Origin of the sequence: Arenibacter sp. ARW7G5Y1, assembly GCF_003201775.1 — a bacterium.
GTDB lineage: Bacteria > Bacteroidota > Bacteroidia > Flavobacteriales > Flavobacteriaceae > Arenibacter.
In genome coordinates, this window is sequence record NZ_QJJZ01000010.1 from 79,853 (window position 1) to 96,997 (window position 17,145).

13 protein-coding genes are annotated in these 17,145 nt (G+C 41.0%); 8 read left to right on the forward strand and 5 right to left on the reverse strand.

Annotated elements, in window-relative coordinates; all coding sequences use genetic code 11:
- Both C7972_RS14970 and C7972_RS14975 read right to left on the reverse strand, forming a co-directional pair.
- The gene (locus tag C7972_RS14970) at window positions 1-2,085 is read right to left on the reverse strand and encodes a M56 family metallopeptidase (protein ID WP_258364873.1); all 2,085 of its coding nucleotides are present in this window, start codon (window positions 2,083-2,085) and stop codon (window positions 1-3) included.
- Window positions 2,082-2,444, reverse strand: coding sequence for a BlaI/MecI/CopY family transcriptional regulator (locus tag C7972_RS14975; protein WP_110356990.1), 363 nt, complete (start codon window positions 2,442-2,444; stop codon window positions 2,082-2,084). Before C7972_RS14975 ends, C7972_RS14970 begins: the two co-directional genes overlap by 4 nt.
- A gap of 778 nt (window positions 2,445-3,222) precedes the next feature.
- On the opposite strand from C7972_RS14975, the gene C7972_RS14980 reads away from it, so the two are divergent.
- On the forward strand, window positions 3,223-3,738 hold the full coding sequence (locus C7972_RS14980; protein WP_110356991.1) for a DUF456 domain-containing protein: 516 nt from the start codon (window positions 3,223-3,225) through the stop codon (window positions 3,736-3,738).
- A gap of 6 nt (window positions 3,739-3,744) precedes the next feature.
- On the opposite strand, the gene C7972_RS14985 is transcribed toward C7972_RS14980, so the two are convergent.
- Together C7972_RS14985 and C7972_RS14990 are read right to left on the reverse strand one after the other, a co-directional pair.
- Window positions 3,745-4,299: a nitroreductase gene (locus C7972_RS14985; RefSeq protein WP_110356992.1), complete on the reverse strand. Its 555-nt coding sequence runs from the start codon at window positions 4,297-4,299 to the stop codon at window positions 3,745-3,747.
- Between the two features lie 41 nt (window positions 4,300-4,340).
- Window positions 4,341-5,234 carry a LysR family transcriptional regulator gene (locus C7972_RS14990; RefSeq protein ID WP_110356993.1) on the reverse strand — a complete coding sequence of 298 codons (894 nt, stop codon included), beginning with the start codon at window positions 5,232-5,234 and terminating at the stop codon, window positions 4,341-4,343.
- Window positions 5,235-5,312: 78 nt separating this feature from the next.
- Between C7972_RS14990 and hutH the strand changes: the two genes are divergently transcribed.
- The 7 genes from hutH to hutG all read left to right on the forward strand — a co-directional run bounded on the left by hutH (window position 5,313) and on the right by hutG (window position 15,896).
- Window positions 5,313-6,893 (forward strand): histidine ammonia-lyase, encoded by a 1,581-nt coding sequence (gene hutH / locus C7972_RS14995; protein ID WP_110356994.1) that lies wholly within the window; start codon window positions 5,313-5,315, stop codon window positions 6,891-6,893.
- Between the two features lie 42 nt (window positions 6,894-6,935).
- Complete coding sequence (hutI, locus tag C7972_RS15000; protein ID WP_110356995.1) at window positions 6,936-8,234, forward strand: imidazolonepropionase; 1,299 nt, start codon at window positions 6,936-6,938, stop codon at window positions 8,232-8,234.
- A complete protein-coding gene (locus C7972_RS15005; protein ID WP_110356996.1) occupies window positions 8,215-10,227 on the forward strand; it encodes a urocanate hydratase in 2,013 nt (670 codons plus the stop codon). Before hutI ends, C7972_RS15005 begins: the two co-directional genes overlap by 20 nt.
- A gap of 231 nt (window positions 10,228-10,458) precedes the next feature.
- The gene (locus C7972_RS15010) at window positions 10,459-11,313 is read left to right on the forward strand and encodes a class I SAM-dependent methyltransferase (RefSeq protein WP_110356997.1); all 855 of its coding nucleotides are present in this window, start codon (window positions 10,459-10,461) and stop codon (window positions 11,311-11,313) included.
- A 54-nt stretch (window positions 11,314-11,367) separates the two neighbouring features.
- Complete coding sequence (locus C7972_RS15015) at window positions 11,368-13,770, forward strand: tetratricopeptide repeat protein (RefSeq protein ID WP_146216333.1); 2,403 nt, start codon at window positions 11,368-11,370, stop codon at window positions 13,768-13,770.
- A gap of 50 nt (window positions 13,771-13,820) precedes the next feature.
- Window positions 13,821-14,783: a glycosyltransferase family 2 protein gene (locus C7972_RS15020; RefSeq protein ID WP_110356999.1), complete on the forward strand. Its 963-nt coding sequence runs from the start codon at window positions 13,821-13,823 to the stop codon at window positions 14,781-14,783.
- A 141-nt stretch (window positions 14,784-14,924) separates the two neighbouring features.
- Window positions 14,925-15,896: a formimidoylglutamase gene (hutG, locus tag C7972_RS15025; RefSeq protein ID WP_110357000.1), complete on the forward strand. Its 972-nt coding sequence runs from the start codon at window positions 14,925-14,927 to the stop codon at window positions 15,894-15,896.
- 48 nt (window positions 15,897-15,944) lie between these two features.
- Here hutG and C7972_RS15030 read toward each other — a convergent pair whose 3' ends face one another.
- Window positions 15,945-17,102: a homogentisate 1,2-dioxygenase gene (locus C7972_RS15030; protein ID WP_110357001.1), complete on the reverse strand. Its 1,158-nt coding sequence runs from the start codon at window positions 17,100-17,102 to the stop codon at window positions 15,945-15,947.
- Between the last annotated feature and the right edge of the window lie 43 nt (window positions 17,103-17,145).

Genomic DNA, 17,145 nt, shown 5'->3' on the forward strand with positions numbered 1-17,145 from the left:
TTATTGTAATTTAAAGGTAATAGGAATGGAAAAGGGAATTTTCACCTCTTTTCCCTTATGCTTTCCACCTTTCATTTGAGGCAATAATGAAACAATTCGGGCCGCTTCATCCTCCAATAATTTGTCTGGACCGCGTAACCTTACATTGCCAATCCTTCCATCTTCGCCAATGGTAAACATTACATTTACTCGACCCTGAATACCCTTTTCCTGAGCTTCCTCAGGATAACTAAAATTCTTTCCTATATGTTTTTGCATCATGGTATTAAAACAGTCCCTTTTATTATCTGAATCCTCACATCCTGGAAATACAGGCACCTTGTCTACAAAGGCAAACGGAACCAGTCCGTTACCGTCATATTCATAGGTTTGAGGTGAAGTTTCTTCTTCCGAGCTGCGTTCCAGCCTAAAAGTAATCGGAATCGAAAAAGGTACCCGTACTTTTTCACCACGGTGTTCCCCAGGGGTCATTTGTGGCAACAAAGAGATAATACGGGCCGCTTCATCCTCCAATAATTTGTCCGGACCGCGTAAACTAACATTACCAATGCTTCCATCTTCTTGGATAATGAACAGCACATTTACCCGTCCCTGAATGCCAATTTCCTGGGCTTGTTCGGGATATCTAAAATTCTTTCCAATATGCCTCTGCAACATTTGATTAAAACAGGCTCTCATATCCCCTGCATCCTCACAACCTGGGAAGACTGGAACTTTATCTATTATGGCGAAGGCTACATCTGATGTTCCATCATTATTTTCCATTATACCAAATTCCTCTTTTCGCTCCAACTTAAATGTAATGGGAATGGAATAAGCAACCCTCACTTTATTTCCCTTGTGTTCGCCAGGAGCCATTTGTGGTAACAGTGAAATAATTCGCGCTGCCTCTGCTTCCAAAATTTTATCCGGGGAGCGCATGCGAACATTCCCTATACTTCCGTCTTTCTGAATAACGAACATAATATTTACCCGTCCCTGAATACCTTTTTCCATGGCCTCTTCAGGATAATTAAAATTCTTACCAATATGTTTCTGCATTTGTTTTTGAAAACAATCCCTCATATTTTCCGCGTCTTCGCAACCGGGAAAAACTGGCACCTTTTCTACTTGAGCAAAAGGAACGTCAACATCGTCTTGATTAGGATTACTAAGTTGAGGCAATTTGGTGTTTTTTATTAACTGTGCATCGCCAGTAGCTTGTTCTTCCTCAGAAATTCTATTTTCTTTGGCCTCCATGGAAGTGTACACCAACATTCCCACTACCAACGGCACCAACAATAAATATTTTAGCTGCCAAACTCTTTTAGATTTTGATTTTTGTAACATGACGATTCGTTTTTTGATTAATGATGATTTAAAAAATTGATTGATGAAAGAAATATGTTGGGTCTGAAAGACCTGTGACAACAACATTTGATACTGCTCCGCCTTATGGGTCTTGGCCACTTTTGCATCGGCGATGAACTCGTGCAATTCGGAAACCCTATTTTGATATACGTAGACCAGGGGATTGAACCAGCCCAAAATGCGCATCAGTTCAAAGAACAACAGGTCCCAGCTATGCCTTTGTTCTATATGTACCAGCTCGTGCTGAATTATGCTTTGATGTTCCTTTTCCAACACCTGGTCCCCCAAGAAAATAGACCTGAAAAAAGAAAAGGCCATATTGCTGTTTCTTACCACTACCCTAGTGAAGTCTTTGAAATAACGGATTTCACCCTGACGTTTTAGTCGGTCTATTTGGAACAATTTGTAGGCAAACAGCAAGGCTGCAATTAACATTCCGCCGTAAAATATTATTTCGGTTGCAGAAAGATCAAAAGAAGTAGAATTTTCAGGAGCAACTACCACCCCTTCGGACATATCCATTCCCCATAAATACTCGGGATATACAAAATATTCAGAAGATACTGTAGTCTTAAAAGCCTCGATCTTTATCCATGGCAGCAAAAGGGATAATACAAAAGTCCCGATCAAGTACACCCTGTTCCACTGAAAAAAGGTCTCCCGTTTTAGGAACAGATCGTAAATGATCAAAAACAATAGCTGGAAGGCCATGCATTCTAAAATGTACCGTATCATTCCTTCTCTTCTTTAATGTCCTTGAGTATCGATTCCAATTCAGAAAGGCTCATATCGTTCTTTTTCATAAAGAAGGACACCATACTTTTGAAGGAGCCCTGAAAATAGCCATCCACCAATTTGTTAATGGACTGATTGCCGTAATCCGATTTCTTGATCAGCGGAAAATAAAGATAGCCCCTGCCCTCTTGCTCGTGGTCTACAAAACCTTTGCTCTCCAAGATGCGTACTATGGTGGAAACTGTATTGTACGCCGGTTTGGGCTCAGGAAGTTCGTCTATGATGGCGGCCACATTACATTTCTGCAACTGCCATAATACCTGCATTACTTCCTCCTCTGCTTTGGTCAATTGTTTCATTTAACTAACTTTTTAGTTGATCTACACAACAAATATAACTAAATATTTAGTTTAAACTAATTTTTTAGTTATAAAATTACGTTGCATGTCAAATAGATGTTTAATTCCTATATTAAAAAAGCTACAAGTGCGACTTCTCATTCGGTGCAAAATGGCACCTCATTTCGAAGTGACTATCCCCAGTCATTTCGAACGAAGGTGAGAAATCACACAAGTAGCTCAACGAAGTTTTGAAAGTTATCCACGACGCAACTACCACTATGAACATGAAATATAGGGTACCAAAATTAAAACCAAAACCTGTGCGACTTCTCGGCGTTCCCGAAAAAGGACGCTGTCGAAGTAACCACTCTGGTCATTTCGAACGAAGGTAAGAAATCACACAAGCAACCAACCTCATGTTTCCAAGCCAAGGTTTGTGTTTCTCTCCCCTTCCGGCTTCTCCTTCGTCGAACCCACCTTCCCCTGATTAGGGGAAGGAACATTATTTTTGCATTACATTGTGTGACATAAAACCATAAGTATAATCATTGTAAGCTCCTTCCCTTGGCTAAGGGAAGGTGGATTCTCGGCTAGCAGCCGAGGAGACGGAAGGGATTGTAAGCCTAAGTCCTTGGAAAAGCACATAATTTCCAATTGACAACTTAGGTTTGGATCGTCACTGAAATTGCCTGATGTCCAAGTGACTTGTACCAGTCCTTTCCCATCCATGTAACAATTCCTCCCTATCTTCGTCAAACAGAGAACGTATTCCGTCACCGGAATTCAAAAGATTAGTATGGATATTGCGCTATTGATTATCGGGTTTATTTTAATGTTTGTTGGAGTGCTGGGTAGTTTTCTACCGGTATTACCAGGAACGCCTATAAGTTGGATAGGCCTGCTCCTACTTTACCTTACCAATGCCATTCCTGATGATTGGGTCTTCTTGGGTATTACCCTGGGCATTGCCTTAATGGTTTTTGCCTTGGATTATATTATTCCGGTTTGGGGAACCAAAAAATTTGGGGGAAGCAAATGGGGTATGATAGGCACCACCATTGGGCTTTTTATAGCCTTAATATTTCCTGTTCTAGGTTTTTTTGGAATAATAATCTGGCCTTTTTTGGGAGCTTTGGCCGGGGAACTTATCAACAAGGCCGACCAAAAAACGGCCCTAAAGGCCGCTTTTGGTTCTTTTTTGGGTTTTTTAACCGGAACCTTCCTAAAATTTATGGTCACTATAATTTATTTGGGCCTCTTTATTTATAAGGCCTGGGAATATAAATCGGAATTATTTCCCTTTTTTAATTAACCACCATTACTTCATCCAGGTAACTTTTTCCTGCCATGGCCCCTTAACAACTTCAGGAATTTCTTCGTCATAATAGCCCATATAGAAAAAACCTAGGCACACCTCCCCGGAGTTCAACTCAAAAAAATCGTCCATATGTTTAATGAGGCCAGGGGAGCTCCAATAACTGCCAATCCCCATTTCGGTACAGCAAAGCCACATATTTTGAACCGCCATGGCCGTTGCAGCCACCTCTTCCCATTCAGGCAAACTTTCCAAGGGATCACGTTGCATACAAATAGCTATTACAGCCCCAGCCTTTTTAGGGTTTTGTATCAACTTTTCAACCTTAAACTGCTTTGGCTTGGGGTCGGTTTCCATGTATTTCAAAGAAAGGAACAATCCCAATTTTTCCTTGGATTCCCCTTGTAATACTTTAAAGCGCCAAGGTTCCGTTTTTTTGTGGGTAGGCGCAAAATTGGCCGCCTCCAGGACCTTCTCTATGATTTCCCTTTCAATAGGCCTGTCATTATATTGGGCTGGAAAAATAGACCGACGCCTCTTAATTATATCAAAAATCATAATCTCTCAATTTAAATAGTACAAATTAGGCTTTTAAAGCCCTACTGCGATTGATTTAACAACAAATTAATACAATGGCGTAAAGCAGGGTTTCTATTGTCTTCCTTCCAACAAACGGATAGCACTGCCCTTTGCGGAATATTCTTAAGTTCTATAAACTTCACCTTCATCTGAAAGCCGTATTGCAAAGAAGTAGGTATTATAGCAATGCCCAAATTATTCTCCACCAACTTAAAAATGGTCTGGGCATGCACCGATTTATGGGAAACCTTGGGAGTAAAACCCGCATCCTCACAAATACTCATAACCGTGTCAAAGTACAAAGGACTATAATCTTGGGCGAACAAAATAAAATTCTCTGCCGCCAATTGCCCTACATCCCTAAATTCCCTGGTCAACATGGGATATAATTCCGGTAAAACCACGGAAAAGGTGTCCGTATAGACCGGCTGAATGTTTAGGCCCTGAGGCACACGGGACATACGTACAAAGCCCATATCCAATTTATCCTTTAAAATGGCATTTACTTGGGCATTGTTGGACAACTCCTCCAAAGTAGTCCGGATTCCTGGAAATTTGTCTTTTAACTTAATCAGAAGATTGGGTATCACTTCCTGCATGGCCGAACCCAAAAAACCTATCCGGACTTCACCAAAATTACCATCCCTAATATGCCCCAACTGCTTTTTGGTAACTTCCAAATGGTTTAGAATAAACTCAATTTCACTTTTGAGATATTCCCCCGCAGCCGTAAGACTTACCTTCTTCTTAGTTCGAACAAAAAGTTTTACGTCCAATATCTCCTCCATTTGTTTAATCTGTCTACTTAAGCCAGGCTGCGAGATAAAAAGCTTTTCCGCCGCTTTTCTATAGTGCAATTCTTCGGCCACTGCCAAAAAATAATTGAAATGTCGGATTTCTAATTGATAACCCATAGTTATTAAGTATGTATATTAATAGTATTGGTGATTATCAAACTTAATGAATAATTTTATATTGATAAAAATAATCCCATGTCTACTTCAAAAAAAACATTTTTTTTCGGGGAAGATTATCTTTCTGCAGGCCTCGCTCTAGGCCTTACTAGAGGAACGATCCACGGACAGATCTCAGAGAAAGCAAGAAAAAGGATTCGTGCCAGTAATAATGCCGTGGCATGTATTGTGGAAAGGGGAAAAGCTGTTTACGGAATCAATACCGGTTTTGGCCCCTTATGCACCACTAAAATCTCCAAAACCGAAACCAACATATTACAAAACAATATTCTGCAAAGCCATAGCGTAGGAGTTGGAGAGCCCATCGAAAACGAGATTGCCAAGTTGATGCTCGTTTTAAAGGTCCATTCCCTTGCCAAAGGTTGTTCTGGTATTGCTGAAGCCACCCTGGACCGTATATTATGGCATATAGATAACGATGCTATTCCAATAGTGCCCTCCCAAGGCTCTGTAGGGGCATCGGGTGACCTTGCCCCTTTATCCCATTTGTTTTTACCGCTAATTGGTATGGGAAAAGTTAGGTATATCAAAAAGGTGATTTCCACAGAGCAACTACATAAAATTTACGGCCTTCAACCTCTGGAATTGGGGCCCAAGGAGGGATTGGCGTTAATAAACGGTACGCAATTTATTGCTGCCCACGCCGTAATGGTCATTGACAAAATGTACGCTTGCCTTACCCATGCCGACATCATTGGTGCCATGATGATCGAAGGGTTACAAGCCAGTGTAAAACCATTTTATAAAGAGTTGCATGATCTACGTCCCTTTAAAGGCAATAGCCACGTGGCCGCAAAAATCCGTTTCCTATTGAAGGATTCGGAAATTATGCAAGATCATATAGATTGTGAAAAGGTACAGGATCCCTATTCGCTCAGATGCATTCCACAAGTCCACGGTGCTTCCAGAAATGCGTGGTTACATTTAAAGGAACTATTGGAGATAGAGTTAAATTCAGTTACGGACAACCCCATTATTATAGATGAGGACTTAACGATAAGTGGGGGCAATTTTCACGGACAGCCATTGGCCATGGCGCTGGACTATGTATGTTTGGCCGCCTCTGAGCTTGGAAACATCTCGGACCGCCGTATTTATCTGGCCTTGAAAGGCAATAGCCCCGGGGTACCAAAATTATTGATGAAAGATACAGGAATCAATTCGGGCTATATGATCCTCCAATACACCACGGCGGCTTTGGCCAGTGAAAATAAGGGTTTGTGTTTTCCTGCCAGTGCGGATAGCATCCCAACTTCCCTAGGACAGGAAGACCATGTAAGTATGGGGTCCATCAGCGGCAGAAAGGCGATGCAGGTCTTAGAGAACGTTGAAAAAATATTGGCCATTGAACTCCTTACGGCAGCACAGGCTTTTGAATTTAGAAAACCTATGAAATCAGGAGTCTTGTTGGATGAAGTCCATAAAACGATTCGTAAAAAAGTGGCCTTTGCCCATAAGGACAGGGTATTCTCGGATGACATTGAAAAGGGAATTGAAATAATTAAAAACCGTACGATAATACAGTCAATACAAAAAACAATGCAGCACCACAATCTAAAAATGGAAAGTCCATTCGAAGATGAATTTGAAAAATATTGAACAATAGTCATGCCCTCAGCTATAGTTAGTCTAATATAACCCATGGACAAAATAAAAAAATACACCCTAATAGGCCCCTTTAAGCAAATCTTGACGATGGTAGGTTTACCGTTAAAAGGAGCCCTATCCGATGAGCAATTGCCCATATTGGAAAATGGGGGCATTATTATGGCAGATGAAAAAATCCATGCCATAGGACCATATCCTGAAATTCAGGCGGAAGCAAACTACCTAAATGCTGAAATTATCCATATCCAATCCACAATGGTATGCCTTCCCGGGTTAATTGATGCCCACACCCATATCTGCTTCGGCGGTAGCAGGGCCAAAGACTATGCCCTCCGAAATTCCGGTAAAACCTATCTCGAAATTGCCATGGCCGGGGGTGGAATCTGGGATACGGTAACCGAGACAAGAATATCCCTAACACCCTCACTAATTGAGGGTGTCAAGATAAGAGCGGATAGACATTTGGCACATGGAGTGACCACCATAGAAGTAAAAAGTGGCTATGGCCTTACGGTACAGGAAGAACTAAAAATGCTAAGGGCTATTGCTTCAACCAATAAAATATGCCAGCCCGACCTAATACCTACTTGCTTGGCTGCCCATATGGTCCCTAAAGACTACCAGGGAAGTCCATCCAATTATCTATTGGAAATAAGCAATACACTATTTCCGATAATAAAAAAGGGAAAATTGACGAATAGGATCGATGCCTTTCTGGAAGAAGGGGCATTTTCCCCTACTTTGATTGCCCCCTATTTTGACAAAGCAAAAGCCATGGGGTTCGATATCACTGTGCACGCAGACCAATTTTCTATTGGTGGTAGTGCCGTAGCGGTAAAATACAATGCCATCAGTGCCGATCATTTGGAAGCCAGTACAGAAACAGAAATTCAGCTTCTGGCCAAAAGCAATGTAGTGGCCACTGCCTTGCCGGGCGCCTCTTTGGGCTTGGGCTGCAACTATGCACCAGCCCGCCGACTATTGGATGCCGGGTCGGCCCTTGCCATCGCCAGTGATTGGAACCCAGGTTCCGCCCCAATGGGCAATTTAACGATTCAGGCCGCGGTTCTGGGCGCCTTTGAAAAACTCTCCAATACTGAGGTACTGGCCGGAATAACCTTTAGGGCCGCAGCTGCTTTAAACCTAAAGGACCGCGGTACCCTAAAAAGTGGGTTATTGGCAGATCTCATTGCATTCCCCCACAAGGATTACCAAGAAATTCTTTACCAACAGGGAATGATGCCGCCTTCGCTTGTCTGCAAAAGAGGAAAATTGGTAGTACATAAACAATACCCTAAAAGAGACCTAAACCATGACGGAAGAGAACTTTAAAGCACAAATACTCCAGGGGATACCGAAAGAATTACCAGAAAAAAACGTCTTTCCCAAGAATACCAATAGAGCACCCAAACGCAGGGATATCCTTTCCTTGGAGGAGAAGAAATTGGCCATACGCAATGCCTTGCGTTATTTTCCTAAGGATTGGCACGAGATCCTTGGAAAAGAATTTGCCCAAGAATTGAATACTCTGGGCAGAATCTATATGCATCGCTTCAAACCCGATTACCCTCTTTATGCAAGACCAATTGATCATTATCCTGCAAAAACGGTTGAAGCTGCCTGTATAATGCTAATGATCCAAAACAATTTAGATCCCCAACTTGCACAACATCCAGAAGAACTCATAACCTATGGGGGCAATGGTGCCGTTTTTCAGAACTGGGCACAGTATCTCATTACCATGCAGTATTTGGCTACCATGACCAATGAGCAAACTTTGCATATTTATTCCGGGCATCCTATGGGACTATTTCCCTCTTCCAAAGAAGCACCAAGAGTAGTGGTTACCAACGGGATGATGGTCCCCAACTATTCCAAACAGGACGACTGGGAGAAGTATAATGCCCTTGGGGTTACACAATATGGACAAATGACGGCAGGATCCTATATGTACATAGGACCCCAAGGAATAGTCCACGGCACCACCATAACCGTACTGAACGCCTTTAGAAAAGTCTTGAAAAATAACGAATCGGCCAAAGGAAAAATATTTCTTACCTCGGGTTTAGGGGGGATGAGCGGGGCCCAGCCCAAGGCGGGTAATATTGCCGGCTGCATTACCATTTGTGCCGAGGTAAACAAAGTTGCCGCAGAAAAAAGATTCCAGCAAGCTTGGGTAGATCAGCTTTTGGAAGACTTGGACCAATTGGTTATACGAACTAGACAGGCCATACAACATCAAGAAGTTGTTTCCTTGGCATACATTGGCAACATTGTTGAAGTATGGGAAAGGTTTGACCAGGAAAAGATATTCGTTCATTTAGGATCCGATCAGACCTCCCTTCACAACCCCTGGTCAGGGGGGTATTATCCGGCTGGGCTGAGCTTTGAAGAATCCAATATTCTGATGCATAGGGAACCCAAAGTTTTTAAACAAAAAGTACAGGCCTCCTTAAGAAGACATGTTGACGCTATTAACAAACATACCGCCAAAGGGACTTACTTCTTTGATTATGGCAATGCTTTTTTATTAGAGGCATCTCGAGCGGGCGCAGATATAATGGCGGGCCATGGCAAAGATTTTAGATACCCATCTTATGTTCAAGACATCCTAGGCCCCTTGTGTTTCGATTACGGCTTTGGCCCCTTTAGATGGGTATGCACCTCAGGAGACCCCGTAGATTTACAAACGACCGATAAACTTGCACTGCAAACTTTGGAAAAAATTAGGCCTAACGCACCCTTCGAAATCCAACAGCAAATACAGGACAATATAAAATGGATCCGGGAAGCATCATCCAATAACTTGGTCGTAGGATCACAGGCCCGTATATTATATGCCGATGCAGAAGGTAGGTCTAAAATTGCCATGGCCTTTAACACCGCTATAAACACAGGAGAAATCAGTGCGCCTATTGTTTTGGGAAGGGACCACCATGACGTTGGGGGTACGGATTCCCCCTTTCGGGAAACGAGCAATATTTATGACGGTAGTAAGTTTACCGCAGACATGGCTGTCCACAATGTAGTTGGGGATAGTTTTAGTGGCGCTACCTGGGTTTCCCTTCACAACGGTGGCGGTGTAGGTTGGGGCGAAACCATCAACGGTGGTTTCGGTTTGGTGCTGGACGGTTCGAACGATGCTGCCAGACGCTTAAAAAGCATGCTTTTTTATGACGTAAACAATGGAATATCCCGAAGAAGTTGGGCAAGAAACAAGGAAGCATTATTTACAATAAAACGGGAAATGGCCCGTAGCCCGGAATTAAAGGTTACCTTGCCAAATATGGTTGAGGATGGATTGCTGGATTATTTATTTCAATAAAAATATTTTAAGCCTTTATTGCTTGCCGCATATGTCAGACAAGACAATACCGTAATTAAAATCCTACAAGCTACTAAATTGAGGCAAAAATAGATATCCATAATTTTAAATTTTACTTGGAATCATCTATTTTTATTCATTGAACAGCTCTTCATCCAGATATAAAAATGGCCCTAAAGACTGTTCCTCAATTTTGGAACAAACATTCGATAAATAAGTATATTTAAAACAATGATTCCCTGTCCAATCTGTAACCATCCCAAAACCAAATTAAAATACCAGCTTAAATTTAATGTACATGAATGTCCCAATTGCGGTTTTCAATTTTGTCCCGAGGCCACCTTTAATAAAAGTTTGGTTTCGGATTTAAATGAAGAAACCCGTGAAAAAGCACTTATCAATTTAAGGAAAGGGAATTTTCAACATATCATCGCTTCCATTAAAAAAAACAAGGACATTAAATCCAAAGGGCTGGAGGTAGGCCCGGGATATGGTTGGTTTTTGGAGGTCTGCCGGGATCATGGCATTGATTGCCTGGGCATTGAACCTGAAACCCGCTTCAATGAACAATATCTTAAAAAAGGCTTGGAAGTACAGAATGGCTTTTTTCCACAAGATCTACAAAAGGAATCACATTTTGATTTTATTGCCTATAATGATGTGATGGAACACCTACCCGATCTAAAAGGAATTATGGCGGCCAATTATGCTTTACTAAATCCGCAAGGCCTCTTGATCGTTAATTTACCGCAACAAGATGGTATAATTTATTTCATTTCCAAAATAGCCTATCTATTTGGGGTAAAATCGTTGTTGGACAGAATGTGGCAATTTAATTTCCATAGCCCACATTTAAGCTATTTTACCCGAAAGACCTTGCTAAAATTGGCCCAGGACAACAATTTTGATGCTGTAGAATCATTTCCTTTAAAAACTATTAATCTATCCGAAATATCGGATAGGATAGAACAGGATGACCAACAAGGAACTTTTGCGAAGATGGCAACTAAAATAGGGGTGTTCCTAATGTTTCCATTATTACAAATTTTTCCGGACACCCGTTGTTTTATATTTAGAAAAAAATAATTGGGCATAAAAAATGAAGTTTCTTCCAAGCAACATATAAAATCAACAAATCCGATGATTGAAGTATTGCTAAAAATTAAAAAATGGACAACCAAGTTTACCGGGTTTACCGAGGAGCACAATTCCTTTAGAGATCCGATATTTATACTACTAGGCCTTCTTTTTGTATTAACCCTCTTTGCTGCCTATTCCAATCATTTCCAAAATGGTTTTCATTTTGACGACAACCATACCATAGAGGAGAACAAGGCCATTAAAGAAGTAGATCCATTGGCATTTTTTACGGACGCAACAACCTTTAGCACCCTCCCCAGCAACAGGTCTTACCGACCCTATACCACACTTGAAAATGCCATTGATTACAAACTTGGAGGTGGCCTGGACCCTTTTGTATTTCATATCCACATTTTCGTTTTTTTTGTTTTGACCTGTGGCGTCCTTTGCCTTTTTGTTAAAAAACTTCTGGATAAGTTGGAATTCTCCAGATACAACCAGTTTTGGGGACTTCTGATAGCTGCCACTTTTGGCTTGTTGTGTGCCAATGCGGAAACTGTCAACTACATTATACAACGATCGGAAATTGTAGCTGGCTTCTATGTGCTATTGGGATTTGTAGCTTTCTTAAGTGGTGGGAAATGGCGAAAATGGCACCTTTACCTCATTTTTCCCTTTATAGGTTTCTTTTCCAAGGAAATGGCACTGGTTTTTTCACCGCTGCTTTTCCTATATCTTTTAATTTTTGAAGAGGAGGTAGATCTTTTACACTTCTACAGGACAAGGGAACTTAAAAAATGTATCCGCTCCTTTACAAAGGTGCTTCCGTCCTTTGTCCTAACACTGGCCTTTTTAATTTTCTATTTCAGCATGCTCCCGGAAACTTTTGCTCCCGGTGGTCCTGATCGTTACAATTATTTAATTACCCAGCCCTTGGTAATGTGCCACTATATTTTAACCTATTTTATACCTTACAACCTCTCTGCAGATACGGATTGGGTGGCATTTGAATCCATTACGGATTACAGGGCAATATTGGGCATTATAGGAATAGGCATATTAATTTTCTTTGCGCTGAAAACATCCAGTAAAAAGGAAACAAAATTATTTTCCTTTGGCCTTCTTTGGTTCTTCATCTCGCTCCTGCCCTCTTCCTCCGTACTTCCCTTTGCCGAGGTGCTTAACGACCACCGAAGCTTTATCCCATATATGGGACTTACAATAGCCTTTGTTTTTGGCTCCAAATATGTCCTTGAAACCTATTATCCTAAAATTGTGAGCTCAAAAAAAGGGCAATCCATATTAACGCTGTTTATTATCCTTTTCCTCTTCGCCAACGCCTATGGGGTGCACCAGCGAAACAAAGTATGGAAAGACGAACTCAGTCTTTGGCAGGATGTCACCGTAAAAAGTCCAAAAAATGGACGAGGCCATATGAATTATGGCCTCGCACTAATGGCCAAGGGAGATTATACCAACGCCGAAATATCGTTCAAAAAGGCCTTGGAATATGTCCCAAATTATTCCAGTATCTACACTAATATGGGTATATTAAAAAATGCTATTGGCGATAAGGAAAGTGCCGAAAAGTACTTCCAAAAATCCTTATCCCTTAGTGATGCCAACCATAGAACCAAGTACTTTTATGGTAGGTATTTGTTTCAAAATGATAAATTTAAGGAGGCTATTGACCAATTTAAAGAAATAAATCTTATTGTTCCCAATTACCTTGATACCAACGACTATATCTTTAAATCCTATCACAAACTTAAGGATTGGGAAAATATGAAAAGCTACAGTCAAGAGGTTTTGGCGAATTGGCCAAACGATGATACTACAAAAAAATATTTGGATATTGCGATGAACAAAAAATCCATACTTACAGTTTTGGAAGAAGAGGTCAACACTGCACCCAGCCCAGAGAAATACTTGAATTTGAGTTTACAGTACTTCAACGAAGGTAATTTCGACGATTGTATCCGGGTAGCAGGAAAGGCCGTAAAATTAAATCCGGAATACGCTGACGCCTATAACAATATTGGGATTGGGCACTATTATCTTTTAAATTATGACAAGGCCATTGAAGCATACCAAAAAGCACTGGAATTAAACCCTTCCTTTCAATTGGCGAAAAACAATTTGAAAAATGCTAAAGACAAAAAGATGGAAATGGCACGTGTCATTTCAAATTTATCCGATAAGGAAATATCGTCCTATTACATAAACCTTAGTCTTGAATTTTACAATAAGGAAAAATATCAAACCTGCATCGCGGTCGCAAGGAAGTCGATCGCAATAGAACCCAATGCCATAGCTTATAACAATATTTGTTCTGCCTACAACCAGCTAAAGGAATACCAAAAGGCAATAGCCGCATGTAATGAGGCGTTAAAATTAGACGCTAGTTCCAAATTGGCCAAAGGCAATTTAAATTACGCCCTGCAACAGGAAGAGAAGCATTAGAACAAAAGTCAACCCAATAAAAACAATGATCACCCATTAACTCGGCTACCATGGAAACACAGAAATATAGCTCACATAAAATTGCTGTTGTAATCCCATTTTACAATGCCTCCAATGAAATATTGCTCGTCATTTCCAAATTACCGAATTATATCCAAGATATTATTATTGTAGACGACCATAGTTCCACCCCCCTTCCCAAATCGGATATAGAAAATCTTTCCCCTCCCAAGGCTACAATATATTTTTTAGAGAATCCGACAAATTTAGGGGTAGGCGGCGCTACCAAAAGAGGGTTTGAGGAAGCTATTAAAATAGGGGCCGAAATCATTATCAAGATCGATGCCGATGACCAGATGGACCTGAGCTACCTTCCCGATTTACTGGACCCATTAATTGCAAACAACTGCGATGTTGCCAAAGGAAATAGATTCAGGGATTTAAAGGCCCTAAGGGCTATGCCCCTTGTACGAAGAATAGGTAATCTAGGCTTATCCTTCCTTATAAAATCGGCCACAGGGTATTGGCACAATTTTGATCCCACCAATGGATTTTTGGCACTTAAAACCGATGTTTTAAAAAAGTTGGACTTCAACAAACTTGCCAACCGCTATTATTTTGAAACCTCCCTTTTATCCCAGCTATACTTCGAAAAAGCAACTGTTAAGGATATTGCCATGCCAGCCATATATGGGGATGAAAAATCGCACATGAAAATATGGAAAATGCCCTTTGTCTTTGGAGCTAGACTAACCAACACTTTTGTAAAGCGTATTGTAAAGGAATACTTTTTGTACGATTTCAATATTGGTTCAATGTATCTCTTATTCGGTTTTCCACTTTTTATGTTCGGTCTCCTTTTTGGTGCTACGGAATGGATATATTATGCTTCCATAAATACCTTTGCTCCAACAGGTACCATTATGATCGTTACCCTATCCATTATATTGGGCTTTCAACTTATCCTTCAGGCCATACAATACGACATAATAAATGCTCCGAAAGCACCGTAAAGACATTAAAAAAAATCACTAAAATATTTTGGAACGGTTGGTCTTGTCCGAGGAAAAACACTAATATTGATAGAGGCATATTGCCCACTGGGTATCAATAAATTGGTCAACAGGGTCAACAACCTATAAAATTCAATTAAAATGCACACCTATTCCAAAACGGACCCTTTTCTTTGGACAGGACGCAAGTCTGGCCAACAGCTTTATCTTCATGAAAAGGTGCTTTGCATAGATCTTAATTCCGAGCAAGTCCCACGCGTAAATGTAGGTTCTTGGGCCATATTGGGATATGCCTGCGATGAGGGTGTAAAAAGAAATGAAGGTAGAATTGGTGCCGTATTGGGCCCCGACGCCATCCGTAAGCAACTAGCCAAACTCCCTAACCACTTATCGGAAAACACCTTATTGATAGATGCCGGAACAATAGATTGTAAGGATGGGGATTTAAGAAAAACACAAACCGTTTTATCGCGTACCGTTGCCCAACTTCTTCAGCAAAACTCCTTCCCCATACTCTTGGGAGGAGGGCATGACATGGCGTATGGCCATTATAACGGAATAAAGAAGTATCTGGATACGAAAGGCAACAAAAGATCCATTGGCATCATTAATTTTGATGCGCATTTTGATTTAAGAAGCAACCAAAACAGTAATAATTCAGGAACGCCCTTTTTTCAAATTGCAGAGGAATGCAAACAGGACCTATCCAAATTCCAATACCTCTGCCTAGGAATACGCGAGGATGCCAACAACAGTGCCCTTTATAACACTGCAAGAAACCTAGGTGTTTGCTATATTGAAAAATCAAACTTCAACCTCCTACATTATGATAAAATTAAAGATAGGATAGAGCAGTTTACCAAGGAGGTGGATTATATCTACACTACAATAGATTTGGACGGCTTTTCCTCGGCCTACGCCCCTGGAGTTAGTGCCGCTTCCCCTATGGGTTTCTCCCCGGAAATTGTTCTGGAATGCCTGAAAATTATAATGGCATCAAAAAAAATGATCAGCCTCGATATTGCCGAAATGAATCCTACTTATGATATTGACCAACAAACAGCCAAATTGGCTGCTTCCCTGATTCATTTTGTGATCCACCAAAGTCACTAACGTCGCTTTCCAAGAAAATCCATTTTTAATCCCATCATTTAGGAAGCCCTATTCCAACCAGGAGCGGTAATATTTACCATCATCAATCGTCATAGCTGCCTTGGTTATTTGCAATGGTCTAAAAGTATCTATCATTACCGCCAACTCCTCGGTTTTGGATTTTCCTATACTTGCCTCATAGGTCCCGGGATGTGGCCCGTGTGGAATGCCCGCAGGATGCAGTGAAATATATCCTTTTTCTATATTCTTTCTGCTCATAAAGTCGCCATCCACATAATACAACACCTCGTCTGAATCTATGTTGGAATGATTATAAGGGGCAGGAATGGACTGGGGGTGATAGTCGTACAAACGCGGCACAAAGGAACAGACGACAAAAGCAGAGGTCTCAAAAGTCTGATGCACCGGAGGTGGTTGGTGTACACGTCCTGTTATGGGTTCAAAATTATGTATGGAAAAGCCATAGGGATAATTGAACCCGTCCCAACCAACCACGTCAAATGGGTGCGAGGCATACACCAAATGGTGCAATTGCCCTTGCTTTTTTACCTTGATCGCGAAATCGCCCAACTCATCATGGGTCTGTAAATTCTGTGGCAATTTGAAATCCCGCTCACAAAACGGGGAATGTTCCAAATGCTGTCCAAACCAGTTCCTATATCTTTTTGGGGTATAAATGGGATGATAGGATTCCGCGACCAAGAGCCTGTTATCTTCACTGTCAAAATGAATCTGATAAATCATTCCACGGGGAATAATAAGGTAATCCCCATATTCGAACCTCAATTCCCCCAACATGGTTTTCAAGACACCTGTGCCTTCATGGACAAACAACAGTTCATCGGCATCCGCATTTTTATAAAAATATTCCATCATGGACTTTTTGGGTGCTGCCAGTGAGATATGAACATCGGAATTGAACAACATTACACTTCTACTTTCCAGATAATCGTTCATGGGCTCTACTTCAAAACCCTTGAGCAACCTGGACTTTATATTAAGGGATACCATAGCCTTTGGGGAAACATCAAAAGACTTCCCTACTTCCTTTACCATAGTAGGCCTATGCAAGTGGTACATAAGCGACGACATTCCGTCAAAACCTATGGTCCCGAACAATTGCTCGTAATGGAGGCCTCCGTCCTGTTTCTTAAAAACAGTATGTCTTTTGGAGGGTATTTTACCTAATCTGTGATACAAGGGCATAACTATATCCTTATTAATGATTCCTATTTAAAAATACAATAAA